This is a genomic window from Thiomonas sp. FB-Cd, from assembly GCF_000733775.1.
Taxonomy (GTDB): domain Bacteria; phylum Pseudomonadota; class Gammaproteobacteria; order Burkholderiales; family Burkholderiaceae_C; genus Thiomonas_A.
In genome coordinates, this window is the sequence record NZ_JPOE01000002.1 from 418,718 (window position 1) to 442,967 (window position 24,250).

A 24,250-nucleotide genomic window follows, 5' to 3' on the forward strand; every position below is an offset into this window, starting at 1 on the left:
GCTTTTAACCCCTCTTGAAAGGCGCAGAGGCAAGCATGCGGGGACCAGCCTTCACTTTGCAGCAGATTTGCCGTAAAGGCTCATGCTCTCGTCCGGCTCCCCTGGTCGATGTCCACTCCAAAGCAGAACGCCTCGTTCGGCCTGACGCATGGCGCGGATCTCGCCATGCATGTGCTCGGGCATGTGCCGGATGTCGCCGGGCGCGACGGCACGCAGAGGCCTCAGCACAAGGGCGAAGCGGCAGCCTGCGCCCCTTAACCCCGGCACCAATGTCGCGCCGCTGAAATATCCCACCAACGCTTGTTGCGGCTGGCTGAGCCCCAAGGTTTGCACGCAGGATGCTGGTTGCTGCGATCCCTGTTGTGCACGCAACACCGCAGCGAGGCTCGCCGCCAGCGGGCGGTAGGTACTGGCGTAATTCAGGACGGGAAGCCAAAGTAGCGCAACAAGAACCCACACCAAGGTGACCCCGCCAGCCGACAGGACCATGCCTTTCCACAACGGATGCCGGTGTCGTCCTGCGCGCCAGAACACCACGGTCGCCCAGCCCAGCGTGGCGAGCACGGAGAGGAGCGTGGGCCACCAGGAAAAATGCGCGACGAACCCCGGTGCGAGGCGCGCAATGTTGGCGGCAGGTTTGGCCGGAAAGCCGGTCAGCATAGCGAGCCACAACACCCACACGACCAGTGCGAGCAGGGTGAAGAACATTAGCGAGAACCAGTCAAGCGCCGCCAAACTGCCGCGGCGCATCACCGGCAATGCCAGAGCGGCTAGGACGGCAGCCGGGGGCAGGGCTAGCACAAGTGTGGCCGCATTGCCTGCTGCAAGCATCGCTGCTAGCGTGGCTAACGCCAGTAGCGTAAGCGGTGCAAGCACATGCCATTCTCCAAGTGATTCGCGCCATCGCCACACGGCCCATGCTGCCAATGGCCAAGCTGGCCACATGAACCACGCAATCGTGCCGAAAAAATGCTGGAGTGCGCCCCAGCTTGGCCACTGTGCCGAGGATTCGCCATGCAGTATGAATAAAACACCAAGGGCGGCGGTGATGCCGGCAGCAAGGGCCAATCCCGGGATCAGCGGCCTGCTGACCGCTGTGTGACGCGCGACGAGGATCGCCGCAGTCAGTGCCGCGAACAGCGCAAGCCATGGAGCTCCGCTGGCTGCAAGGATGAGTAGTCCGCCGAGTGTCGTTGCGGAAGCCCGGAGCGGTTTGGAGGGAAGCAAAGACAATCCCAGAAGCAAGGAAGTGAAGCCACCCAATTGCACCAACTCGGGAATGGTTTCATGCCCTCTGCCGAGCAAGCCGAGGCAGGCGACGAGGCTGAGTAACGCCCCATCCGCCATGGCCCTCGCATAGCTTCGCGCTGAGATGGGTGCTGCAAACGCAGGCTGAACTGGCTGCGCCGTGTCGCGTAGCGTGAAATGGTAAGCCGCGTACCAAGTTTGAACCAGGGTAAGGCCGAGCATGGCGACGAAGGGCACGCGGCTCGCGCCAATGGCGCCAAGCCAAGAGCCAAAGGCTCGCACGCTGATGGCCCCCAGCCAGTATTCCAGCCATCCACCCCCGACGCGCCCACCGTATAGCGTGGGCGTAAGCCAGTGTGAATGCCCCTGCGCAATCTGCCACATGACCCCGAAAGCCAAGCCGTCCCCTTTCCAAGGATCACGGCCGATGAATCCAGGCAGCACATACGCAACGCAAAGAAGCCATAGCGGCCAGCGCGGAAGCCTCGCCACGGCTTCAGGCGAAACCACAGGGCGCGCTGGCAATCTTTCTTGGCCAGGGATGGCGTTGGGCGTGCTCATGGTCCAGGCCTGCGGGGCGGCAATTGGCGTCGTGGTCAAGAAAAACGGGCAGCCAAGCTGCCCGTCTTGTGAAGGTGCAACGCGTCGCTGGCCGACCCGTTGCAAAAGCGCAGTGTTTTACTTCTTCGGGCCAGCGGCAGCGGCAGCTCGCGCAAACTTTTGGCGGAACTTGTCCACACGGCCGCCCAATGCGTCCACGCTCTTTTGGGTGCCGGTGTAGAAAGGGTGCGATTCCGATGAGGTGTCGAGCTTGAACAGTGGTAGCTCACGGCCATCGTCCATCTTGACGGTTTCGCGACTCTGCGCAGTCGAGGGGATCACGAATTTGCTGCCATTGGACAGGTCGACGAAACATACGTCGCGATATTCGGGGTGGATTCCAGGTTTCATGGTCGATTCCAAAATGAAGGTCAGCCGCAGCGCAGACAACAAGGGATGATGCGTGCCCGCTGTACTTAACCAAAAACGTAATTATTTCACGAATTCACCTTGCCGCAAAAACCGATGGTCGTCAGGCGGCAGGCCATATGGGGAAAAGCGGTTTGAGGCCTTCATCCTCCCCTGCGCATCATGTCGAAGAACTCCGCGTTGTTTTTCGTCTGTTTCATCTTTTCAAGCAAAAATTCCATCGCCTCGATTTCGTCCATTGGATAGAGCAATTTGCGCAGGATCCAGGCCTTTTGCAGGATGTCCGATTTCAGCAGGAGCTCCTCGCGACGCGTGCCCGATCGATTGAGCAGGATGGCGGGATAGACGCGCTTCTCCGCCAGGCGCCGTTCCAAGTGGATTTCCATATTGCCTGTGCCCTTGAATTCCTCGTAAATCACTTCATCCATGCGGCTTCCGGTATCGGTCAGCGCACTGCCAATGATGGTCAGGGAACCGCCTTCTTCAATATTGCGCGCCGCGCCAAAAAACCGCTTGGGGCGTTGCAGCGCGTTGGCGTCCACGCCGCCGGTAAGGACCTTGCCCGAGGCGGGAACCACGGTGTTATAGGCGCGCGCGAGGCGGGTGATGGAATCGAGCAGGATGACGACGTCTTTCTTGAGTTCAACAAGGCGCTTGGCCTTTTCAATGACCATCTCCGCGACCTGCACGTGCCGTAGGGCAGGCTCATCAAAGGTCGAACTGACTACTTCCCCCTTGACGGAGCGTTGCATTTCCGTCACTTCCTCAGGACGCTCGTCAATCAACAGGACAATCAGTACGACCTCGGGGTGGTTGGCCGTGATGGCATGAGCGATGGATTGCAGCATCACGGTCTTTCCGCTCTTGGGTGGCGCCACCAACAATCCGCGCTGTCCCTTGCCGATCGGGGCGATGATGTCAATGACGCGGCCGATGATGTTTTCCTCAGCGCGTATGTCGCGTTCGAGCTTGAGGTGTTCCGTGGGGAACAGCGGCGTCAAGTTCTCGAACATGATTTTGTTCTTGTTTTCCTCGGGCGTAACGCCGTTGACGCGATCCACCTTCACAAGCGCGAAATAGCGCTCGCCGTCTTTCGGTACACGCACCTCGCCTTCAATGGAGTCGCCGGTGTGCAGGTTGAATCGGCGGATCTGGCTCGGCGAGATGTAAATGTCGTCCGGTGACCCGAGATAGTTCGACTCCGGCGCCCGCAGGAAACCGAAACCATCAGGCAGCACTTCCATCACCCCGTCGCCGAAGACTTGTTCACCCGTGCGGGCGCGGCGCTTGAGGATCGCGAACATGAGCTCCTGCTTGCGCAGGCGACTAGCGTTCTCGATCTCCAGGCTCGTTGCCATTTCGAGCAACTGGGAGACGTGCATGGCTTTGAGTTCGGACAGGTGCATAGCAGGCGGGTGAGGCGAGGGAAGGTGAGGTGTGCGATATCCCAGGCGCTGGATTGGGAGTCCGAGATCGGAATCCGGCAATCTCGGCCTGGATCAGGCGCGTGACAGAACGCAAGAAGGGGTCGGATCTGTAGGGAATGCCGGCCTGACAGGCCGTACATCAGACGCCCATGAACACATGAGGTCGTCAAAGAGACCCGACTTGAGCCGGGATCTCAACACATGGCAGGGTTCTCTGCCATGTGTGTAAAGATGGATTATATATTGGCGTCCAAAAAGGACGTCAGTTGCGACTTGGACAGTGCGCCCACCTTCGTGGCCGCGACCTCGCCGTTCTTGAACAGCATAAGCGTGGGGATGCCCCTAATGCCGTATTTCGCTGGAATGGAGCGATTCTCGTCGACATTGACCTTCATGACATTCAGACGACCCTGATATTCGCCTGCGATTTCATCAAGGATGGGGGCCACCATGCGGCAGGGGCCGCACCATTCGGCCCAGTAGTCGATCAGCACAGGGGTGGCAGATTTGAGGACGTCTTGGTCAAAGGACGCATCGGTGGTGTGTTTGATGAGATCGCTCATGTGAATTCCTGATCAGAAAGCGCCGACTCTGACGCCGGGGCGCAGCCAATGCAAATGGTCGATTGAAGGGGCAGAACCCGTCAACACCCTCTATTTAACCCCGAATTCGCATTTCTGGCAGAACGGCGTGCACTGGATTGCAATATGGTTGCGCGAGATCAGCACTTCTTCGGTCGACTGGATGGTAATGCGCGGTCAACTTAACGGGGCCGGCGACCCATCGCCGCTTTTCCAGCACACCCGCAGCGACCCCCGGCCGAGGCGAGCACAACGCGCTGACGATGCGGTGCCACGCGAGGCCCCTGGCTGTCGCGACCGACCCGATCTTGCCACGTCCGGCCGCATCGCCGTGCCCGCCGCTGACCGGGACATATTCCGTACTTGCAAATCCTCGATACACCCCATCGCGTTGCTTTGGCTGATCGCAGCCGAGATGTTTTGCGGGAAGTCCCGGCGAGCATTGCCGATGCGGGAATGAATCCGCTAGACACGGGCTATCGCCTCTTCCAGTTGTTGCTGAAGCCGTTGAGGGGCGCGTGGAACGTGCTGCCCGAGACGGCGGCACGTTGGCGACACCCAGTTGGCACGCGCTGCTCTGCTGTTCGGGATCGACGTGGACCGCACGCCGCATGCCAAACTCACGGAGGACATTTCAGCGTGTCATTACCGTGTGCTCGCCCAGCAACGCACACATGTGTCGACGCAGGGCCAGCATCTGGCGCTTCAATTGTGAACGCATGAGCCATGGTCCCAGCAGCGGAGGGATCCAGACCCTGGGCAGGATAAGCGCGGTGTAGGTCACTGCACTACCCCGGTCATGGCCGGACACCTCAGCATTGCCACGCGACTCCAGGTTGCCGCGGGTGGTCACCCAGCTCGCAGCGTCTCTTTGCAATGTAATGGTCAACTGGCTGCGCAGGTTGACGCGGAACGGTGCAATGCCTGCACGCCCCTCCTGCAGGACCTGAATCGTATTGCCGCTGACGGCGAGCACCTCGCTGCGCAGCATGCCCGGCATGTAGCTGGCCATGGCGTCATAATCAGTCATGGCATGCCACGCCACACGTGGCGGCACAGGCGCGAAAAATTGAGTTTGCAAGTCAAAGCCCTGGCCCTGTTTCGAGGGCTGAAGGCTGACATGCAATGGATAGCGTTGCAAAGCGGCCTTGCACGCGCTGGCAGCGACGCGGCTCGAGGCGCCAGCGTGTGAAGGCGCGAAATCTGGGCCTGCACCGTAAGCTCCGGATTCCTGTGCCACAGCGGCTTGGTTTGAGTGCTCGGCGGTTGAGTACACCGGTGCCGCGAGGCCGTGGGTGCCTGCCAAGGAGCCATACGCCAGCAAGCTACCGAGCGCCGCTGCATGCGTTAACTGGTATCGGTTCCATTGCATGCCACATTGTGCACAGCCGAGCGACCATTGTGCGTAAAGGGGTCAATTGCAGACCGACCTTCGCCAGCAGAGGCGTTGCTTCAGCCAGTAGGCCATGAGACTAAGGCGATGGTGACGAGCCGTACCCCCGGCACTTGCGGTAAGCGGCTGTGGCTGCTCCGTTCCCGGCCTGACCAGATTCACCGCGCCACAATGCGGGGCGGCCCGTCACTGGACATTGTATAGCCCGGCGATGGCAGGCTCCTTCGCGCAGTGCTTCAGGGGGCCGGTTTTCGACCCCTACAATCCAGCTCATGTCCAGTACCGTCCTGGCGCGCAAATGGCGCCCCAAAACCTTCTCAACCCTGGTGGGCCAGGATCATGTGGTGCGTGCCCTCACGCACGCGCTTGAACAACGCCGCTTGCACCACGCATATCTGTTCACAGGTACGCGCGGTGTGGGCAAGACCACGCTTGCCCGCATTCTGGCCAAATCCCTGAATTGCACCGGCCCAGATGGCAATGGCGGGGTCACGGCCGAACCGTGTGGCGTATGCCAGGCGTGTTCCGAAATCGACGCGGGTCGCTTTGTGGACTACATCGAGCTCGATGCCGCCTCGAACCGTGGTGTAGACGATATGACCCGCCTGCTCGAACAGGCCGTCTACATGCCGACTGCCGGGCGTTTCAAGGTCTACATGATCGATGAAGTGCACATGCTGTCGAACCATGCCTTCAACGCAATGTTGAAGACGTTGGAAGAGCCGCCTGAGTCCGTGATATTTGTTCTGGCCACCACGGATCCCCAGAAGGTCCCTGTGACGGTACTCAGCCGCTGCCTGCAGTTCAGCCTCAAATCAATGACCCCGGCGGCCATTGCTGGACACCTCGAGGGTGTGTTGCGCGCCGAGGGCACGGCTTATGAGTCCGTGGCGTTGCAGGCTCTGGGCCGTGCCGCACATGGATCGATGCGTGACGCACTATCGCTTACCGACCAGGCGATTGCCTACAGCGGTGGCCACATCACACTTGAAGCCGTGCGGCAGATGCTGGGCTCTGTGGATTCTGGCTACTTGTTTGGCCTGGCAGGTGCCTTGGCTACGGGTGATGGCGTCGCTTTGCTGCGCCTAGCCGACGATATGGATGCGCGTGGTCTTTCGCTGTCCACCGCCCTGGAGGACCTGGCAGCGCTGCTGCAGCGCATCGCCGTCGTCCAAGTTGTGCCACAGGCGTTGGACGCCGCTGACCCGGATGCCAACGACATCCAAGCGCTCGCGGATGCCCTCAGTCCGGAAACAGTGCAGCTTGCTTACAGCATGGTTTTGCATGGTCGCAGTGAGTTGGCCTTGGCGCCCGACGAATTGGCCGGGTTCACAATGGTGCTTTTGCGTCTGCTGGCGTTTGCTCCCGTGGCCACATCGCCGGCCGCTGAACATCGCATCGGTGCATCGGCGCGGGCGGCTGTTGCGCCCCGCAGTGAAGGCACGCCGCCTGTTGGAGGCCATCCACCAGCGCAGTTCCTCGTCACGGCGCATCGTGCATCTCCCATTGCGGCGCCTGCCACGGCTGGGCAATCTTCACTTGATCGGGCGGGATCTGCGTCGGCAGGCAGCAACGTGGAGGGAGCATTGACTCCGCCAGAGCCAGCAGCGCCGCTTGTTCCAGAACATGACGCTGCGAGTGCCGCTCAGGCACCAAGGGCTACGCCCAATCTTGATCCGGCAGCGCAGACCGCGCCAGCCGCTGGTGTCGCAACCCTGCCTGAACTTGCATCCGACACGGCTGTTTTTCCAGGACCTGACGCCGATTGGCCCACGCTGGCGGCCCGCCTTGAACTCGTCGCCCTGGCTCGGAGTATGGCGCTGCAAAGTGAGTGGGTCGGGGCTCAGAGCGACACCTGGACCATACGCGTTCCCAGTGAGCAGTACGCGCGGGCGGGTTCGCTGGACAAATTACAAGCTGCGTTAGCCGATGCATTGGGCCGCCCGATTACCCTGCAAATCGAGGTGGGCCCGGTGCGTGACAGCGCCCATCTTCGCGCCGCGGCTGCCCGCATCCAGCGTCAGCAGCAGGCTGAGGCAACAATCGCGGCCGATCCGCTTGTGCGCCAGCTGGTCGAAGACCTGGGCGCGCAGATCGTGCCTGGCTCCGTGCGCCCGCTTAGCCCTGGCAACTGAGCAGGCGCGCAAATCTCCGTTTTTCACACTTCAAGAGGACATTCCCATGTTCAATAAAGGACAACTCTCAGGCCTGATGAAGCAAGCGCAACAGATGCAGGACAACATGAAGCGCGTGCAAGAAGAGCTCGGTCACATCGAGGTCGAGGGCCAATCGGGCGCTGGTTTGGTGAAGGTGTTGATGACCTGCAAGTACAACGCGCGCCGGGTGAGCATCGATCCCAGTCTGGTGGCGGAAGACCGGGACATGCTCGAAGATCTGGTCGCTGCTGCTTTTAACGACGCCGTGCGCAAGGCCGAGGCGACCACGCAGGAAAAGATGGCTGCGGTGACCGCGGGCATGCCATTGCCACCGGGCATGAAATTGCCGTTTTGAATGTGCTTGCATGAGCAGCTCTGGCCAACTTACGCGCGTTGCAGCGCTTGACGCGCTTATCGACGCATTGCGGGTCTTGCCGGGAGTGGGGCCGAAGTCGGCCGCTCGCATGGCCTTTCATCTCTTGCAGCATGACCGCACCGGCGCCGCGCGCTTGGCTGAATCCCTGGATCAGGCGCTGGCGGCGATCCGCCGCTGCAGCCTGTGTAACACCTACACGGAGCAAGAGATTTGTGCGACTTGCTCCGACCCGCGGCGCGACCGGAGGTTACTTTGCGTTGTGGAAAGTCCTGCCGACCAGGCTGCAGTTGAGCAGACGCTCACTTACGCCGGGCTGTATTTCGTGTTGATGGGCCATCTCAGTCCCCTTGATGGCATGGGTCCCAAAGATATTGGCATGGATCTCCTGATGCAGCGGGTGCAAGGTGGCGACGTGGAGGAAATCATCTTGGCCACCAACTTCACCAATGAGGGCGAAGCCACGGCACATGTCATTGCCGAAACTGTGCGTTCGCTGGATCTGCGTATCTCCCGACTCGCGCGGGGCGTGCCGGCCGGGGCTGAGCTTGAATACGTTGATCTGGGCACCATTGCTCGCGCCTTGATGGATCGGCGTGGCGCATGAACTCGACACACAAGCATGGATGACGTGAGGCATTAGGATTCCGGTCTCAATGTCAGCGACACACCACCTTTAGACGAGCCCATGCCAATCACACGTCGCCAGAGTTTGCAATGCACCGCCGGTCTTCTGTTGCTGGGGACAATGCCCTTTTTGCGATCAGCGCGCGCCAATGCACCGGGTGGAGTCCTGAGTTTGTTTGCAGGGCAGACAGACCTGCATGGTCACATCGATGGTCGGGGCGGTGACGCAACATTCTTCGACCCGCGGGGCCTGGCGTTGGATCCGCGAAATGGTGACACCATCGTGGCAGATGCGGCCAATGCGCTCATCCGCCGTGTCACCCCTTCAGGTGATGTCACGACTCTCGCGGGCGGTGCCGAGCAGCGCGTTAGCAAAGATGGACAAGCCTCCCAAGCACGTTTCGTTGGGCCCGATGCCGTGGCCGTGGCGCCCGACGGCACCATCGTCATTGCGGACTCTTATGCCAACACAATCCGTCTGCTAAGGGGCGGCACCGTATCCACACTGGCCGGGCAGGCAGGACGGCCGGGGTATGCCGATGGGCACGGCACGGCGGCGCAGTTTAATCATCCGGTGGGAATCGCCCTTGACCCGCAGACAGGCGACGTACTGGTCGCGGACGCCTATAACAGCACCCTTCGCCGTGTCACTGCTGAGGGAAAGGTGAGCACGATGGCTGGTCAGCCAGGCTTGAACGGCCACCGCGATGGCTCAATTCAAAAGGCGCTGTTCAATACACCAGTGGGGATCGCAGTGGCATCTGATGGCACCATCTATGTCAGCGAATTTTTCAACCAGGATGTCCGAAAGATCACCACGCAAGGTCAGGTTTCGACGTTGGCCGGCAACCCCGCGCAGCGTGGCGATGCCGATGGACAGGGTACAGCAGCGCTGTTTCGCAAGCCCCAGCAACTGTGCGTGGATGCGACCGGGAACGTCATTCTGGCTGACGGCGGCAACCACAAGGTGCGGCGCATCACGCCGGATGGAAGCGTGACCACCTTGGCTGGCAAGGGCCAACTCGACAAGGTGGAACTTGGCGCCTTGCCGGGAGCGCTCATCACGCCCTATGGCGTGGCGCCGGGGCCGCAAGGAAGCATTCTTGTGAGCAGCGGCGACGCGATTCTTCGCATTGTTCACAATGCCTAAACCCCGTGCCGGCTGATCCGTGTCTGGTGTTGCGTTAGCTTCCCGCTACCGCGGGTTGTCCCAACTCAAAGTGGGCCAGGTCTACGCGCGGTCGGGGTTTCCAACCCCGCTTGTGGTGTTCCACAACCACATTGGTGTAGATACCCCCGCGCACATACCACTGGGCGGTAACACGCAGGAAACGCGGTGCGATGGCCGCCACGACGTCGTCGAGAATCGTATTGGTCACCTTCTCGTGAAAGGCTCCCTCGTTGCGGTAACTCCACATATACAGCTTCAGACTCTTGAGTTCCACGCACTTCTTATCAGGGATGATGTCCAGCACGATGCGCGCGAAATCCGGTTGGCCCGTCAAAGGGCACAGGCAGGTAAATTCAGGTACCTGCATATGGATATGAAAATCGCGCTCAGGGGCAGGGTTAGGGAAGGTCTGCAGGTGTTTACTGGGCTTGGTGCTCATGGTGGAGGCGGGTACGCCGCTGAAAATTTGCATTATCGGGCGCCGTCACATTGACGCAGATGCCTGGGACGCCAGCAGGTCGATGCTATCATCCAATGCAAGTCTGATAAATGACTATTTTTCTTTGTAAATCAATTAGTTAACTCAGTGCGTCTTTCCTGGATCAAGCTCGCCGGATTCAAGTCCTTCGCTGACCCCATAGCCTTCCAGTTACCGGGTCAGCGGGTGGGTGTGGTCGGCCCGAACGGTTGCGGCAAGTCGAACATCATCGACGCTGTGCGCTGGGTTCTCGGGGAATCCAAGGCCTCGGAACTGCGCGGTGAGTCGATGATGGATGTCATTTTCAATGGCTCGACCACGCGCAAGCCAGCAGGGCGCTGCAGCGTTGAGTTGGTCTTCGATAACAGTGACCACCGCATCACCGGGAGCTTCGGTCAGTACACGGAAATCGCCGTCAAGCGGGTACTCACGCGCGACGGCACGTCTAGCTATTTCATCAATAACCAGCTTGTGCGCCGGCGTGACGTCCAGGACATTTTTCTTGGCACCGGACTTGGGGCTCGCTCCTACGCCATCATTGGGCAGGGCACGATCACACGCATCATCGAATCGCGCCCCGAGGAGTTGCGGGTGATGTTGGAAGAAGCAGCGGGCGTATCCAAATACAAGGAACGCCGGCGCGAAACCGAAAACCGCCTCCTCGGCACGCGTGAAAACCTGCTCCGGGTCAATGACATCCTGCGTGAGCTGGAAAGTCAGCTCGACAAGCTGGAACAGCAGGCTGCCGTCGCGCAGAACTTCCGCAGGCTTCAGGAACAACTGGAAACGAGCCAGCATGGACTGTGGTTGCTGCGTTGGAGGGAAGCGCAGGATCGGCAGGATCGCATCGCGCAGGATTCGACCCTGGCGCTGAATGCCCTTGAGGCAAAGACGTCGGAATTGCGCGCTGCCGAATCTGAGCTTGAAGCGCTGCGCCAGGCCCAATATGCCGCGACCGATGCGCTGGGCATCGCACAGGCCAATCTCTATGCTGCCCAGGCGGAAGTGGCGCGCCTTGAAGCCGAAATCCGCTATGTGGTTGACGCGCGCGACCGCGCTCAGCGGGGCCAACTCGAGCTGCAGTCCCAGCACGCACAATGGCAGGCACGCCAGCAAGAAGCGCTGCGAGATTCGGAGATGGCAACTGCGAAGTTGGCCGACGCGGAGCTTGCGCAGGCCGAGGCCGAGGGGCGAGTGAGCGAGCAGATGGACCAAATTCCTGCGCTCGAGGCTCGCCTGGCCGACGCGCAATTGAAGGCAACCGAGCAGCGCTTGCAGGCCGCCGCCGCACAACAGCGCTTGCAAGTGGAGGCGGAGCGTCAGCGCGCCCTTGGCCAACAGCTCCAGCAGATCGAGCAGCGGATGCAGCGCCTGCAGGCGGAGCGTCGCAGCTTGCACAAACCCGACAGCCTGCGTCTTGACGACCTCGGCCGGCAGCAAAGCAGGTTGGCCGCCGAGCGCGATGGAGCGCAGGCGCGTCAACAAGAACTGCATGAGCAACTGCCCGTTCTGCAACAAATTCGTCAGGAGCAGCAAGCAGCCGCGCAGGAAACCGCTTCTGCGCTGGCATCAACCATCGCGCGCGTGCACGCGCTCAAGGCGTTGCAGGACAAGGTGATGACGCAGGGGCGCATTCAACCGTGGCTGGCGCGCCATGGGCTCGAGGGCATGGCGCGGTTGTGGACGCGCATCCATATCGAGCCAGGATGGGAAACCGCCCTTGAAGCCGCGCTGCGCGAGCGATTGGCCGCGCTTGAGGTGCATTCCCTGGATGCCATGGCTGGATTCGCCGCCGACCCGCCGCCGGCGAAACTCACTTTTTTTGCAGCACCGCAGGCGGCTGGCCCCATGTCGAACGCCAATGGGCTGCAGCCACTGGCGAGTCTGCTGAACTACGTGGACCCGGGGTTGCGTGCCGTGCTCGACGAGTGGCTGGCCCTGGTCTTTACTGCCGAATCGGTCGAACAGGCCATACGGTACCGCACGGGGCTGCCGGCCGGTGCCATGCTGGTCACCCGCGAGGGGCATGCTGTGAGTCGCCACAGCGTGAGTCTTTATGCTGCGGACAGCGAGCAGGCCGGCATGTTGGCTAGAGCACAGGAAATCGACAACTTGGAGCGCCAGGTCAAGGCGCAGCAGATCCTCGCTGACGACACGCGCAGCACGGCGTTGCAGGCGGATGCGGCCTGGAGCCAAGCTCAGGAGCAGGCGGCTGCGGAGAGTCGCCGCATGCAGACGCTGACCCATCAGTTCCACGCGGTTCAGGTGGAGTGGCTCAAATTGCAACAGCAGCAGCAGGAATCAGTGAGTCGCGCTGAACGCCTGGATGCTGACCTTGGCGAGTTGGACGCGCAAGCCGAGGAGCTCTCGGCCAGTCAGGCCGAGAGCGAGGCTCGTTTTGAGCAACTCGACGCCGATCTCGCGCGGTGCCAGCAGGCCCAAGCGGACCTTGATGGTGATGTGCTACGTGAGCAGGCTGGGTTGGCCGCGGCGCGCTCCAGCCTGAGATTGCTGGAGCAGACCCAGGCCGAGGCCCTGTATGCGATACGCAGCTTGGAGCAGCGTCGAAGTGACTCTGCCAGAATGGCTGAAACCGCGAAGCAACAGCTCGCTGAACTCGCGGCGCGATTGCAAGCAGTTGACGAGGAGCTGACACGCCTAAGCGATGCCACGGCCCGCGCAGGCCTTCAGGATGCGCTTGCGGCTCAGCAACGTAGTCAAGAGCATTTGGCCAGTCGACGTGCTGAACACGACGAATTGGCCGCACGCTTACGCACGCTGGAGGAGTTCCGGGTGCAATTGGAGCGCGAAGCGGAGCCGCTGCGCGGCGCCATCACAGCGCGCCAACTGGAGGAGCAGGAGGCCAGGTTGCAGGCTGAGCAGTATCGCCAGATGCTGGCCGATGCGCAGGTTGATGTGGAGCAGCTTGCCGCGCGCCTACCGTCGGACTGCAAGCCCGAGGAGCTAGGGCGCGAAACGCAGCGCCTGAATCGCGAGATCGCCGCGCTCGGCGCGGTCAACCTTGCCGCGCTCGACGAGCTCGGTCACGCGCGCGAGCGCAAGGAGTTTCTCGATGCGCAGCTCGATGACTTGGAGCAGGCTGCCCGCACGCTCGAAGACGCCATCCACAAGATTGACGCCGAAACACGCGAGCAACTCCGCCTGACTTTCGACCAGGTCAACACACACTTCGGGCGCGTGTTTCCGGAGCTTTTCGGGGGCGGTGCGGCACGCCTCATCATGACGGGTGATGAGATTCTGGATGCCGGCGTACAGGTTATGGCACAGCCACCTGGCAAGCGCAACAGCACCATCCATTTGCTGTCTGGTGGCGAGAAGGCGCTGGTGGCAATTGCGCTAGTCTTCGGTATCTTTCACCTTAACCCGGCGCCATTTTGCATTCTCGACGAGGTGGACGCTCCACTGGATGACGCCAACACCGAGCGTTTTGCCAAGCTTGTGGAAGCCATGTCGGGAGCGACGCAGTTCCTGTTCATCTCACACAATAAGATTGCGATGGAAATGGCAGAACAGCTGGTGGGCGTCACGATGCAGGAGCAAGGTGTTTCCCGCTTGGTTGCAGTGGACATGGACACGGCGGCGCAATTGGCAGAAGCTGCAGCCTAAACATGCGGGCCGCACCGAGAAGCTCGTGGTGCGGAGGTCTATCGGCCCACCCGACAACACGCTAGACGACGAACGAGGACGATATCCATGGGTCAATTGCAGCAGGCCTTGCTAGTAGTGGGCGCGCTGATCATTGCTGCTGTCGTGGCATTCAATCTCTGGCAATCCTGGCAGCTGAGGCGACGTCGGCCGCGATCCGAGGGCGCGGGCCCGCTCATGGGCGACGAGCCGGGCACTGCTGCCGGCCGCGATGTGCAAAGGGAGCCGGGACTCGATGGTGAGCCGCAGTACGTCGAGCCACAACTCGCGTCTGCAGAGCCCACCCGCCTGCGGCCACCAGCGCTGCGCATTGATCCGCTTATCGACGCCATTGCCAGTTTCATGTTCGAGCAGCCAGTACCTGGCGAATCTCTACTGTCGCGCATGCCGCGCATTGCGCGTGTCGGAACCAAGCCTTTACTGTTCGAGGGGCGCAATGCGCAATCGGGTTTGTGGGAGACGCTACAACCCTCGGAGCGCTACGCGGAACTACAGGCTGGCGTGCAGTTGGCCAGCCGCAGCGGAGCGCTCAATGCGATCGAATACTCAGAGTTTGTCACGAAGTGTCACGCGCTCGGTGAAGCTCTCGGTTCATCGCCAGACCTACCGGACATGGCAGACGTGCTGGAGCAGGCTCGCGATCTTGACTCGTTCGCAGCAGCGAATGACGCTCAGCTCTCCATCAATTTGCAGGCCCATGGTGTAGCCTGGGGGGTTGACTACCTGCGTCAGCAAGCGCAAGCCGTGGGATTTAATACATCCCTGGCGGCAGGCCGATTAGCGCTCGTGGAGCAGTTCCCGGCGGAAGCTGCGGCCGATGGGTCTGATGTGGGCAGGCTGATTCCTTTGGTGCAGCTCCACTACGACAGTTTGGCGGACTTCGCGGAAAACCCAGAAATGCCGGTGAGTCGGGCGACCCTTTTACTCGATGTGCCCCAAGTGCCCCAAGCCCTGCAGCCGTTTGCACGTATGCGTGATGCGGCACGCCGGCTTGCCCAAGGGCTGGATGCGAGGCAGGTGGATGACAACGGCGCCCCCCTTTCACCAGCAGCATTAGACCAAATTGAGCAGCAGCTGACGCAGCTCTATGCCGCGCTCGATGAGCGTGGTCTGCAAGCGGGAACGCTCACCACGCAACGCCTCTTCAGTTAGGCGGTAAGCCTGTTCCACCCCAATCCTGGCTGGTTTTTCACTCGCGTCTTGCGCCATGCGGCCTGACTCAACTGATACTGCGGCGGCAGCCCGTGCAGCTAGCCTGCGCGAGCTGATTGCGCGCTATGACCGTGCCTATTACCAATTCGACGCTCCGCTCGTCGCGGACGCCGACTACGACGCGCTGTTTCAGGAACTGCAGCAACTTGAGGCCGCACACCCCGAGCTGCGCACACCCGACTCGCCGACGCAGCGCGTTGGAGGCCGGGCACTGGCCGCATTCGCCCCGGTTCGCCACAGCGTGCCGATGCTGTCCATTCAGACTGAAACCGACACCACGCCGGCAGGCGCGATCGCCTTCGACCAGCGCGTTCGCGCCAAGCTTGGGTTGGGCCCGCACGACCCGCCGGTTGGATACGAAGCTGAGCTCAAGTTCGATGGACTGGCCATCAGTCTGCGATATGAAGACGGCGTACTCGTGCGAGGCGCAACTCGGGGTGATGGCGAAACGGGCGAAGACGTCACACAAAACCTGCGCACCATTCGCAGTTTGCCCCTACGCCTTGCTGGCGCCCATCCGCCAGCGGTACTGGAGGTGCGAGGCGAGGTGGTGATGAAGCGCGCTGATTTTGAGCACTACAACGAGCGTCAGCGTGCGCGTAGCCTGCCAACGCTTGTCAATCCGCGCAACGGTGCGGCGGGCAGCATTCGGCAACTCGACCCCAATATTGCGGCGCAGCGGCCCCTGGCTTTCTACGCCTACGGTTGGGGGGAGATTCGCGGCTGGGCTGAGCAGCCTGGTAGCCAGCATGGGATGCTTGACGCTTTGGCGGAGTTTGGGCTTCCCGTGGCGAGTCAACGCGTCCATGGCCCAGGGCCGAACGCCCTGATCGACTTTCACGCTCGCATTGCCGCTCTGCGTGACCAACTGCCTTTTGATATCGACGGAGTGGTGTACAAGGTCGACAGCCTTGCGCTGCAAGAACGCCTCGGTTTTCGTAACCGCGAGCCGGTGTGGGCGGTGGCCCACAAGTACCCAGCGCAAGAGCGTGCGACCCGAGTGCTGGCGATTGACGTCCAGGTCGGCCGCACCGGTAAGCTCACGCCGGTGGCGAGGCTTGAGCCTGTGTTCGTCGGTGGTGTGACCGTGACGAATGCGACGCTCCACAACGAAGATGAAATACGGCGCAAAGACGTGCGCGTCGGTGACACTGTGATTGTGCGCAGGGCAGGCGATGTGATCCCCGAGGTTGTGGGCGTGGTGCTCGAACGCCGCACGCCTGAGGTTGGCTCCCCGTTTGCCATGTGGGCTTGGCTGGGTGGAAAGTGTCCGGTGTGCGGTTCGGCCATTGTTCGCGAGGAAGGCGAGGTTGATTGGCGATGCATCGGCGGCTTGTACTGCCCGGCGCAGCGCAAGCAGGCGCTTTTGCATTTTGCCAGCAGGCGGGCGATCGATATCGAAGGCTTGGGCGAGAAGTTGGTCGATCAACTGGTCGATGGCGGGATCGTTCGCGTCCTTCCGGACCTATACAGACTCGGCGTGGCCAAGCTTGCCAATCTTGAGCGCATGGCTAACAAGAGCGCTTCCAATTTGGTCGCTGCCATTGAGGGCAGCAAACACACGACGCTGGCCCGCTTCATTTATGCCTTGGGCATCCGGCATGTGGGCGAGGCGACGGCCAAAGACTTGGCGCAGCATTTCTGCAGCTTGGATGCCATCATGAGCGCCAGCGTGGAGGACCTTTGCCAGGTGGCCGACATCGGCCCGATCGTCGCGCAGAGTATCCACACCTTTTTCGAGCAGCCGCACAACCGGGAGGTCGTCGAACAGCTTCGTGCTGCCGGTGTGCATTGGAGCGAACTGCGGAGCCAGCGCGAGGGATCCAAGCCGCTCGCTGGAATGACGTTCGTGCTAACCGGGGCCTTGCCGAACCTAACGCGCGACGAGGCGAAGGCGCGGATCGAAGCCAGCGGCGGGAAAGTGGCAGGCTCGGTTTCGAAAAAAACCAATTACGTCGTGGCGGGTGCTGAGGCGGGCAGCAAGCTGGCAAAAGCGCAGGAGTTGGGCGTGCCCATCCTCGATGAAGCTGGTTTGCTTGGCTTGGTCAGCTAGATCAATTTCGATGAAAGACGACATCCTGCTGGGCATTGACCTCGGTGGCACCAAGATTGAATGTGCGGCACTCGATGTAGTTGGCAGCGTCATATGGCGGCGGCGCCTTCCGACGCCGCAAGGTGACTACCTTAATACGTTGGCTGCGATCGCCGAACTGCTGAGGCAGGCCGAGCTTGCATTGGGGTTAGTTGGTTGGCCCAACAAATTGCCGGTGGGCGTTGGGATCCCCGGCTCGGTTTCGCCCGTGAGTGGCTTGGTCCGCAATGCCAACTCCACCGTGCTTAACGGCAAACCATTCGTGCACGATCTGGAGCAGTTGCTCAATCGTCGAGTGCGCGTGCGCAACGACGCCAACTGCTTAGCCGTGAGTGAGGCAGTCGATGGTGCAGGGCAAGGGGCGCGCATGGTGGTGAGCGTGATTTTGGGCACGGGAGTCGGTGCAGGAATTGCAGTGGATGGGCGCGAGTGGTTGGGCGCCAATGCCATTGCTGGGGAGTGGGGCCACAACCCGCTGCCGTGGCCGCGATTGGCCGCGGCGTGGCGCGAGTTGCCCGGCCCCAACTGTTGGTGTGGACAAGCGGGTTGCATCGAAACATGGCTATCTGGCCACGCCCTCGCCATGGATTACGCCGCCCACTCGGGAGAACAACTCGCTGCTCCACTGATCGTGGGGGCCATGCGGGCGGGAGATCCTGTCGCGCGGGCCAGCGTGGTCCGCTACTGCGACCGCTTGGCTCGGGCCTTGGCGCACGTTATCAATCTCCTCGACCCTGAAATCATCGTGCTTGGCGGTGGCATGAGCAATGTCACTGAGCTCTACGCGGAAGTTCCACGGCGCTGGGGTAGTTGGGTGTTCTCCGACATTGTCCGCACGCGCGTGGTGCCAGCTTTTCACGGAGATTCGTCTGGGGTGCGGGGTGCAGCTTGGCTTTGGCGCCATGGCTGAAAGTTCGCTCGACGCAAGATCGGCTGTCCACCTGATGGTTGCTGGAGATACTTGGCATGGGAGCGGCGCTTAAGCCGTAGCCCTGGAAACAGCCCCGCGCCGCTGTGGCAGAACCGGCGGACCCGCACGACAACCGCAACAGCCGTTTGGTGGCGTGTGGTTTCGTTGGCCGTACCGATTTATGGGCGTCGTCTTGGCGCGCCAGTACGTTCAGGTTCGTTGGCTTTGGTCCTGCAATAGCCGCTGCACATAGCTCCGAACGCCCGTGCTGACGTCTGCGAACAGATGGTCGCAGCCCGCATTGCGCAGGTTGTGCAGACTGGCCTCGGTGAAGCATTGGTATTTCCCGACTAGCGCGGCCGGGAACTCGACATACTCGATGAGGCGGTCGGCCACCATTTGCTGCAGGCTGAGCACGTTGAGGCCGTGTGCAAAACGCATTGTGTTGATCACGGCATCGGCCACGTCATTAAAGGGCTGGGCGCGTCCGGTGCCGAGGTTGAATACCCCGCTGCTCTCAGGGTGATCAAAAAACCACAGGTTCACGGCAACGACGTCGTCGATATACACAAAGTCGCGCATCTGCTGGCCGGGTCCATAGCCGCCATAGGCGCCGAACAATTTGACTTTGCCTTCCGCGCGGTACTGGTTGAAGTGATGCAACGCCACCGAGGCCATTCGGCCCTTGTGCGCCTCCCCAGGGCCATAAACGTTGAAATAGCGAAAGCCCGCAACCTGACTGCGCGCCGTCGGCAGGGCACGACGCACGACTTGGTCAAAAAGCAGTTTGGAATAGCCGTAGACGTTAAGGGGCTGCTCGAATTGCGGCTGCTCGGCAAAGCTCGTGGATGCTCCGTAGGTTGCTGCGCTGGAGGCATATAGCAAGCGCGTGCCCTGAGCTAGGCAGGTGTCCAGCAGCGCGCGGCTAGTCGCATAATTGTTTTCGAGCATGTAGCGACCATCATGCTCCATCGTGTCAGAGCAAGCACCTTCGTGGAACACGGCCTGCACGTGGCCATAGCGTCCGCGACGGAACTCGTCATAGAACGAGTTTTTGTCGATATAGTCGCTGATCTGCAATCCAGCCAGGTTGTGAAACTTGTCGGCCTGCGTAAGGTTGTCGACCGCAATGATGTCGGTGATCCCTCGGGCATTTAAGCCTCGCACAATGTTGCTGCCAATAAACCCGGCGGCGCCGGTAACAATGGTACGTGTGGACATGGCGATCTTCGGGAATCAGATTGCGGGCCAAAGTTCTGCGGGACTGCAGCACGCCGTTCCCAGCTTGCCCACGACGATGCCAGCGGCACGGTTGGCGGTGCGCACGGCCTCTTCCAAGCTGCTGCCAGCGCCCAACATGACGGCTAGCGTAGCGATGACAGTGTCGCCAGCGCCAGAGACGTCAAACACCTCTTTAGCTTGCGCAGGGACATGCAAGGGGACGCCTTCCGTGAACAGGCTCATGCCATCCTCGGCGCGGGTTACGAGCACGGCCTGTAAGTCCAGAGCTGTACGCAGGGCATCAGCGCGTTGTCGTAGCTCAGCTTCGCTGTGCCAGTCCCCAGCGGCCAAGGTGAATTCGGCGCGATTCGGGGTGATGAGTGTCGCACCCTTATAACGCGAATAGTCGCGTCCCTTGGGGTCGACGAGGACAGGCAGCCCCCGGCGCTTCGCAAGTTCGATCATGCGCACCACGTGCGTCAATCCTCCCTTTCCATAATCTGACAGTAGCACCACATTGTGCATGTCAAGCTCCTGCTCGAACCGGTCCATCAGGTCAAGCAGCACTTCATGGTCTGGGGTGGACTCAAAGTCCATGCGGATGAGCTGCTGCTGACGGGAAATCACGCGCAGTTTCATTGTGGTCTGCAGGCCTACGACCTGTCGCAGTGCGCTGCGAATGGGCGAATCCGTTACCAGATGCGCCAGACGCCGGCCGGCGTCATCAGATCCCACGACGCTCAGCAACGTGGTTTGCGCGCCCAGCGTGGCGGCATTGAGCGCGACGTTCGCCGCGCCACCCATGCGGTCTTGCTCGCGCTGTACCAGCGCCACTGGGACGGGTGCCTCTGGCGAAATACGCTCGACCGCACTGAACCAGTAGCGGTCGAGCATGACGTCCCCGACGACGAGCACGCGGGCATTGGCAAGCTGTTCAGGAGTCATGGTGCGATGAGTTGAAGTTCTTCCGTACGGCGGGGTGGGTACGTTTCCCAGCCCTGGCAGGCAGGGCAATGCCACGTGTAATTCCGAGCCTCGAAGCCGCATGCGGCGCAGCGATAGCGCTGCCGGCTTTTCATGGCGCCATCCAGCGCCTGCGCCAACGCCAATCGGGCGGGTTCGGGTGAAATAGGGCTGCTGGCTTGGTCGAGAATCCGCCGTGCAGCCAAGAGACTTTGATGGGTTTGCAGATAGCCCAGCGCGAGATGGTAGCGCTCGCTCGCGTCATTTTCGAGTTGCAGGACGGCATCGAGAAGGTCGATGGCCGGATAACCCTGTAGCTGGGTGATAAGCCAAGCGCGACCCTCCTCGCTTTGACCCAGTTCCTGAAATAATCGGGCCATTTCGAGCGCGACGAGGGCGGTGAAGTCGGGTTGGATCTGCGCGATGTGGCGCAGATTGTCCAGCGCTCGTTGCGGATCGTGGCTCTGGATAGCCAGGGCGGCACGCAATTGCCAGGGGCGCACTGCTTGCGGCTGAGCCTGCATCGCTCGATCGAGAGCATCCTGAGCGGCCGGCAAATCGCCGGCCTGTTGGTGCTGCAGCGCCAGTTCGCACCAATAGTGTGCGATCTGGCGCCCATAGCTGCCGGCCCCGAGTCGCTCGAGTTGGCCGGCAATGTCAATTGCTCGCGGCCACTCCTTGGTTCGTTCGTGGATTTGTAATAGGGCCGCCAGCGCCTCCGGTTGGTAGGGCGTCGTGGTGAGAGCCGTGTAAACCGATTCAGCGCGGTCGAGCAACCCAGCCTTGAAAAAATCCTGTGCCAAGGCAACTTGCGCACGCTGGCGCTCAGCGGCAGGAAGGTCTGCGCGGGACAGCAGGTTCTGGTGCACCCGAACCGCGCGCTCATACTCGCCTCGCCTACGAAACAGATTGCCGAGGGCAAAATGCAGATCAACCGTGTTGGGATCTGCTGTAACGGCCTCGATGAAGGCGTCAATCGCCTTATCCTGCTGCTCGCTAAGCAGAAAATTTAGGCCGCGGAAGTACGCGACCGGCGCATCGCGTCGGATCTCACCTTCGCGCCTCCATTGTTGCAGATCCAGCCGCGAAGCCAGCCACCCGAGCGCAAACGTGATGGGCAACGCGAGCAGCCACCACAGTTCAAACTCCATCGGGCGTTCCGTCGATCACAGTTGGTGCAGAGCGGACAGGTTCATCGATCGTTGGCTCGGGCTTTCGCTTCTCGGTAGGCCAGGCGCGCATACGGCGATTGCGTATCCAGCCTGGCAACATCGCCAAGGCTCCCAGTACCGCGCCCAAGGTGAATGCTGCCAGCAGCAGCACGAATAACGGTGCCTTCCATTGGGTGCCAAACAGCAAATGCAGAACCGTGGGCTCGAGGTTGTTCAGCGCCAGGCCGAACAGCAGCATGAACAGGATGAGGCGAATGAACCAGTTAAGGGCGCGCATGGGGCGTTAAGGTTAGGTCACCTGGAGGACCATTCTAGGCTGGCAATCGCCCTTGCCTAAGTGCTCAGCCTTGGGGTGCGAAGTGCCAGCAAAAGGTCCACGTTCATTTGGCAGTTGCGTGAGTGGGCCTTAAGCCGGTGCCAGGATCACGAAGCCGCATCTAAGGGGGCGTCGATGGTGCCTTCGGTGCTCTGGTCAACAAGAAGGCGCAAAGACTTTCCAGGCTTGAAATGCGGCATCCGCTTCTCGGGTACGACGACCTGTTCACCGGAGCGCGGATTGCGCCCGATGCGGGCGGGGCGGTGGCTGACGGAAAAGCTGCCGAAACCGCGGATTTCTACGCGATGACCGCTCTCCAGTGCCTCCGAGAGGGCGTCAAGGATGGTTTTGACGGCGAGCTCTGCGTCACGATGGGTCAGCTGGGCGAAGCGCTCGGCAAGCAAATCCACCAGATCGGAACGGGTCATGGGTACGCTCGGGAAAAAGGTCAAGATATGCCCCGCAGGTGTTGATCGCGAGGCTCGATACCACGTGCGCGTCGTTCAAAAAAACGCCCGCGAGGCTTTTGACCTGCGGGCGATTGCTTGAAGCAAGCTTACTCTTGATTCTGGTTGTCGAGCTTGGCGCGCAGCAGGGCTCCAAGGTTGGTCGTCCCCGTGGCTTCGCGTTGCTCGCCAGCCAAGCGATTCATGACCTCCTGTTGGTCAACGCTATCTTTGGCTTTGACCGAAAGCTGGATACTGCGGTTCTTGCGGTCGATATTGATGACCATGGCCGTAACCTCGTCGCCGTCTTTCAGCAAATTGCGGGCGTCCTCGACCCTGTCACGCGAGATTTCAGAGGCGCGCAGATAACCTTCAATGTCCTGCCCCAGGTCGATAACGGCACCTTTGGCATCCACGGACTTCACCGTGCCGGTGACGACCTTGCCTTTGTCATTGATGGCGGCGAAGTTCATAAACGGATCGCCTTCCATCTGTTTGATTCCGAGGGAAATGCGCTCGCGTTCGATATCAATGCCCAACACCACAGCTTCGACTTCCTGGCCCTTTTTGTAGTTCCGCACAGCGGCTTCGCCAGGCTCGTTCCACGAAAGGTCGGACATGTGTACCAGACCATCGATGCCGCCGGGAAGGCCGATGAACACGCCGAAGTCCGTGATGGACTTGACTGGGCCAGTCACCTTGTCGCCTCGGTTGTGGTTCGCGGCAAATTCATCCCACGGGTTGGGACGGCACTGTTTCATGCCCAGGCTGATGCGGCGACGGTCTTCGTCGATTTCCAGAACCTGTACCTCGACTTCGTCACCCAGCTGGACGATTTTGTTCGGGGCAACATTCTTATTGGTCCAGTCCATCTCCGACACGTGTACCAATCCCTCGATGCCGGGTTCAATCTCGACGAAGGCACCGTAGTCCGTGATGTTGGTGATCTTGCCGAACAGGCGGGTGCCTGCTGGGTAGCGGCGGGCGACCCCAACCCAGGGATCATCCCCCATTTGCTTCAAACCGAGCGACACGCGGTTTTTCTCAGCGTCGTATTTGAGAACCTTGGCGGTAATTTCCTGGCCCGGTGTCACCACTTCGCTGGGGTGACGCACGCGGCGCCATGCCAGGTCAGTGATGTGCAGCAAGCCGTCGATGCCGCCGAGATCCACGAACGCGCCGTAGTCGGTAATGTTCTTGACCACGCCAGTGACAATCTGGCCTTCCTTGAGATTTTCCAGGAGCTTGGCGCGTTCCTCGCCTTGGCTGGCCTCAACCACGGCACGGCGCGACAGCACGACGTTGTTGCGCTTGCGGTCAAGCTTGATGACCTTGAACTCCATGGTCTTGCCTTCAAACGGCGTGGTGTCCTTGACCGGGCGCGTGTCAAGCAGCGAACCGGGCAGGAAGGCGCGAATGCCGTTGATCATCACGGTGAGGCCGCCCTTGACCTTGCCTGTAACCGTTCCCGTGGCGAACTCGCCGGATTCCAAGGCCTTTTCAAGCGACATCCAGGAAGCAAGACGCTTGGCCTTGTCCCGCGACAACATGGTGTCGCCATAGCCATTTTCTAACGCATCAATCGCCACGGACACGAAGTCGCCGACCTGGACTTCCACTTCGCCATGGTCGTTCTTGAATTCTTCGATGGGGATGTATGCGTCGGATTTCAGGCCGGCGTTGACGATCACGAAATTGGGGTCGACACCGACCACTTCTGCGGTGATGACCTCACCGGTGCGCATGTCGCGCGTCTTGAGCGACTCTTCGAACAGGGCTGCGAAAGATTCGCCAGACGTGCTGGCGCTGGGGTTGACTGACATGGACGG

The 24,250-nt window shown here is 61.0% G+C and carries 20 protein-coding genes and 1 other RNA gene; 8 read left to right on the forward strand and 13 right to left on the reverse strand.

The annotated features are described in order from the left end of the window. Positions 1-51 precede the first annotated feature (51 nt). From CD04_RS0102060 to ffs, 6 genes are all read right to left on the reverse strand, one after another. Entirely contained in the window at positions 52-1,809 is a 1,758-nt protein-coding gene (locus tag CD04_RS0102060) for a hypothetical protein (protein ID WP_038167422.1), read from the reverse strand. Positions 1,810-1,926: 117 nt separating this feature from the next. Beyond that, entirely contained in the window at positions 1,927-2,199 is a 273-nt protein-coding gene (locus CD04_RS0102065) for a type B 50S ribosomal protein L31 (RefSeq protein WP_031404156.1), read from the reverse strand. Positions 2,200-2,360: 161 nt separating this feature from the next. After that, on the reverse strand, positions 2,361-3,623 hold the full coding sequence (rho, locus tag CD04_RS0102070) for a transcription termination factor Rho (protein WP_031404157.1): 1,263 nt from the start codon (positions 3,621-3,623) through the stop codon (positions 2,361-2,363). A 257-nt stretch (positions 3,624-3,880) separates the two neighbouring features. Beyond that, the gene (gene trxA, locus CD04_RS0102075; protein WP_031404158.1) at positions 3,881-4,207 is read right to left on the reverse strand and encodes a thioredoxin TrxA; all 327 of its coding nucleotides are present in this window, start codon (positions 4,205-4,207) and stop codon (positions 3,881-3,883) included. Positions 4,208-4,859: 652 nt separating this feature from the next. Continuing rightward, positions 4,860-5,597, reverse strand: coding sequence for an SRPBCC family protein (locus CD04_RS24965; protein WP_031404159.1), 738 nt, complete (start codon positions 5,595-5,597; stop codon positions 4,860-4,862). A gap of 110 nt (positions 5,598-5,707) precedes the next feature. Next, positions 5,708-5,806: signal recognition particle sRNA small type (gene ffs / locus CD04_RS22895), an RNA gene on the reverse strand. An 84-nt stretch (positions 5,807-5,890) separates the two neighbouring features. Here ffs and dnaX point away from each other — a divergent pair. The 4 genes from dnaX (at position 5,891) to CD04_RS0102100 (ending at position 9,924) form a co-directional block, all read left to right on the forward strand. Beyond that, positions 5,891-7,753, forward strand: a complete 1,863-nt coding sequence (dnaX, locus tag CD04_RS0102085; protein ID WP_031404160.1) for a DNA polymerase III subunit gamma/tau — start codon at positions 5,891-5,893, stop codon at positions 7,751-7,753. 46 nt (positions 7,754-7,799) lie between these two features. Next, the gene (locus CD04_RS0102090; protein ID WP_031404161.1) at positions 7,800-8,129 is read left to right on the forward strand and encodes a YbaB/EbfC family nucleoid-associated protein; all 330 of its coding nucleotides are present in this window, start codon (positions 7,800-7,802) and stop codon (positions 8,127-8,129) included. A gap of 10 nt (positions 8,130-8,139) precedes the next feature. Then, complete coding sequence (gene recR / locus CD04_RS0102095; RefSeq protein ID WP_031404162.1) at positions 8,140-8,754, forward strand: recombination mediator RecR; 615 nt, start codon at positions 8,140-8,142, stop codon at positions 8,752-8,754. Positions 8,755-8,835: 81 nt separating this feature from the next. Beyond that, positions 8,836-9,924: a hypothetical protein gene (locus tag CD04_RS0102100; RefSeq protein ID WP_081857752.1), complete on the forward strand. Its 1,089-nt coding sequence runs from the start codon at positions 8,836-8,838 to the stop codon at positions 9,922-9,924. 34 nt (positions 9,925-9,958) lie between these two features. Here CD04_RS0102100 and queF read toward each other — a convergent pair whose 3' ends face one another. After that, positions 9,959-10,384, reverse strand: a complete 426-nt coding sequence (gene queF, locus CD04_RS0102105) for a preQ(1) synthase (RefSeq protein ID WP_031404164.1) — start codon at positions 10,382-10,384, stop codon at positions 9,959-9,961. A gap of 147 nt (positions 10,385-10,531) precedes the next feature. On the opposite strand from queF, the gene smc reads away from it, so the two are divergent. The 4 genes from smc to CD04_RS0102125 all read left to right on the forward strand — a co-directional run bounded on the left by smc (position 10,532) and on the right by CD04_RS0102125 (position 18,303). Continuing rightward, positions 10,532-14,050: a chromosome segregation protein SMC gene (smc, locus tag CD04_RS0102110; protein WP_031404165.1), complete on the forward strand. Its 3,519-nt coding sequence runs from the start codon at positions 10,532-10,534 to the stop codon at positions 14,048-14,050. Between the two features lie 87 nt (positions 14,051-14,137). Then, positions 14,138-15,241: a cell division protein ZipA C-terminal FtsZ-binding domain-containing protein gene (locus CD04_RS0102115; protein WP_031404166.1), complete on the forward strand. Its 1,104-nt coding sequence runs from the start codon at positions 14,138-14,140 to the stop codon at positions 15,239-15,241. A gap of 55 nt (positions 15,242-15,296) precedes the next feature. Continuing rightward, positions 15,297-17,354: an NAD-dependent DNA ligase LigA gene (ligA, locus tag CD04_RS0102120; RefSeq protein ID WP_031404167.1), complete on the forward strand. Its 2,058-nt coding sequence runs from the start codon at positions 15,297-15,299 to the stop codon at positions 17,352-17,354. A gap of 10 nt (positions 17,355-17,364) precedes the next feature. After that, positions 17,365-18,303 carry an ROK family protein gene (locus CD04_RS0102125; protein WP_031404168.1) on the forward strand — a complete coding sequence of 313 codons (939 nt, stop codon included), beginning with the start codon at positions 17,365-17,367 and terminating at the stop codon, positions 18,301-18,303. Positions 18,304-18,513: 210 nt separating this feature from the next. On the opposite strand, the gene rfaD is transcribed toward CD04_RS0102125, so the two are convergent. From rfaD to rpsA, 6 genes are all read right to left on the reverse strand, one after another. Beyond that, positions 18,514-19,524: an ADP-glyceromanno-heptose 6-epimerase gene (rfaD, locus tag CD04_RS0102130; protein ID WP_031404169.1), complete on the reverse strand. Its 1,011-nt coding sequence runs from the start codon at positions 19,522-19,524 to the stop codon at positions 18,514-18,516. A gap of 15 nt (positions 19,525-19,539) precedes the next feature. After that, on the reverse strand, positions 19,540-20,469 hold the full coding sequence (gene rfaE1 / locus CD04_RS0102135; RefSeq protein WP_031404170.1) for a D-glycero-beta-D-manno-heptose-7-phosphate kinase: 930 nt from the start codon (positions 20,467-20,469) through the stop codon (positions 19,540-19,542). Next, positions 20,466-21,638, reverse strand: coding sequence for a lipopolysaccharide assembly protein LapB (lapB, locus tag CD04_RS0102140; protein ID WP_031404171.1), 1,173 nt, complete (start codon positions 21,636-21,638; stop codon positions 20,466-20,468). The genes rfaE1 and lapB overlap by 4 nt, the downstream gene beginning before the upstream one ends. Continuing rightward, positions 21,628-21,936, reverse strand: a complete 309-nt coding sequence (locus CD04_RS0102145; RefSeq protein ID WP_031404172.1) for a lipopolysaccharide assembly LapA domain-containing protein — start codon at positions 21,934-21,936, stop codon at positions 21,628-21,630. Before CD04_RS0102145 ends, lapB begins: the two co-directional genes overlap by 11 nt. 146 nt (positions 21,937-22,082) lie before the next feature. Further along, positions 22,083-22,403 carry an integration host factor subunit beta gene (locus CD04_RS0102150; protein WP_031404173.1) on the reverse strand — a complete coding sequence of 107 codons (321 nt, stop codon included), beginning with the start codon at positions 22,401-22,403 and terminating at the stop codon, positions 22,083-22,085. A gap of 128 nt (positions 22,404-22,531) precedes the next feature. Then, a complete protein-coding gene (gene rpsA / locus CD04_RS0102155) occupies positions 22,532-24,244 on the reverse strand; it encodes a 30S ribosomal protein S1 (protein ID WP_031404174.1) in 1,713 nt (570 codons plus the stop codon). Positions 24,245-24,250: the final 6 nt, after the last annotated feature.

Bases quoted from the DNA above. Each gene is read 5' to 3' on its own strand.
- CD04_RS0102090 (WP_031404161.1), top strand. From the start codon at position 7,800: ATGTTCAATAAAGGACAACTCTCAGGCCTGATGAAGCAAGCGCAACAG.
- CD04_RS0102065 (WP_031404156.1), bottom strand. From the start codon at position 2,199: ATGAAACCTGGAATCCACCCCGAATATCGCGACGTATGTTTCGTCGAC.
- queF (WP_031404164.1), bottom strand. From the start codon at position 10,384: ATGAGCACCAAGCCCAGTAAACACCTGCAGACCTTCCCTAACCCTGCC.
- CD04_RS0102145 (WP_031404172.1), bottom strand. From the start codon at position 21,936: ATGCGCGCCCTTAACTGGTTCATTCGCCTCATCCTGTTCATGCTGCTG.
- trxA (WP_031404158.1), bottom strand. From the start codon at position 4,207: ATGAGCGATCTCATCAAACACACCACCGATGCGTCCTTTGACCAAGAC.
- CD04_RS0102100 (WP_081857752.1), top strand. From the start codon at position 8,836: ATGCCAATCACACGTCGCCAGAGTTTGCAATGCACCGCCGGTCTTCTG.
- CD04_RS0102115 (WP_031404166.1), top strand. From the start codon at position 14,138: ATGGGTCAATTGCAGCAGGCCTTGCTAGTAGTGGGCGCGCTGATCATT.
- rho (WP_031404157.1), bottom strand. From the start codon at position 3,623: ATGCACCTGTCCGAACTCAAAGCCATGCACGTCTCCCAGTTGCTCGAA.
- rpsA (WP_031404174.1), bottom strand. From the start codon at position 24,244: ATGTCAGTCAACCCCAGCGCCAGCACGTCTGGCGAATCTTTCGCAGCC.
- lapB (WP_031404171.1), bottom strand. From the start codon at position 21,638: ATGGAGTTTGAACTGTGGTGGCTGCTCGCGTTGCCCATCACGTTTGCG.
- CD04_RS0102125 (WP_031404168.1), top strand. From the start codon at position 17,365: ATGAAAGACGACATCCTGCTGGGCATTGACCTCGGTGGCACCAAGATT.
- dnaX (WP_031404160.1), top strand. From the start codon at position 5,891: ATGTCCAGTACCGTCCTGGCGCGCAAATGGCGCCCCAAAACCTTCTCA.
- CD04_RS0102060 (WP_038167422.1), bottom strand. From the start codon at position 1,809: ATGAGCACGCCCAACGCCATCCCTGGCCAAGAAAGATTGCCAGCGCGC.
- recR (WP_031404162.1), top strand. From the start codon at position 8,140: ATGAGCAGCTCTGGCCAACTTACGCGCGTTGCAGCGCTTGACGCGCTT.
- CD04_RS24965 (WP_031404159.1), bottom strand. From the start codon at position 5,597: ATGCAATGGAACCGATACCAGTTAACGCATGCAGCGGCGCTCGGTAGC.
- CD04_RS0102150 (WP_031404173.1), bottom strand. From the start codon at position 22,403: ATGACCCGTTCCGATCTGGTGGATTTGCTTGCCGAGCGCTTCGCCCAG.
- rfaD (WP_031404169.1), bottom strand. From the start codon at position 19,524: ATGTCCACACGTACCATTGTTACCGGCGCCGCCGGGTTTATTGGCAGC.
- rfaE1 (WP_031404170.1), bottom strand. From the start codon at position 20,469: ATGACTCCTGAACAGCTTGCCAATGCCCGCGTGCTCGTCGTCGGGGAC.
- ligA (WP_031404167.1), top strand. From the start codon at position 15,297: ATGCGGCCTGACTCAACTGATACTGCGGCGGCAGCCCGTGCAGCTAGC.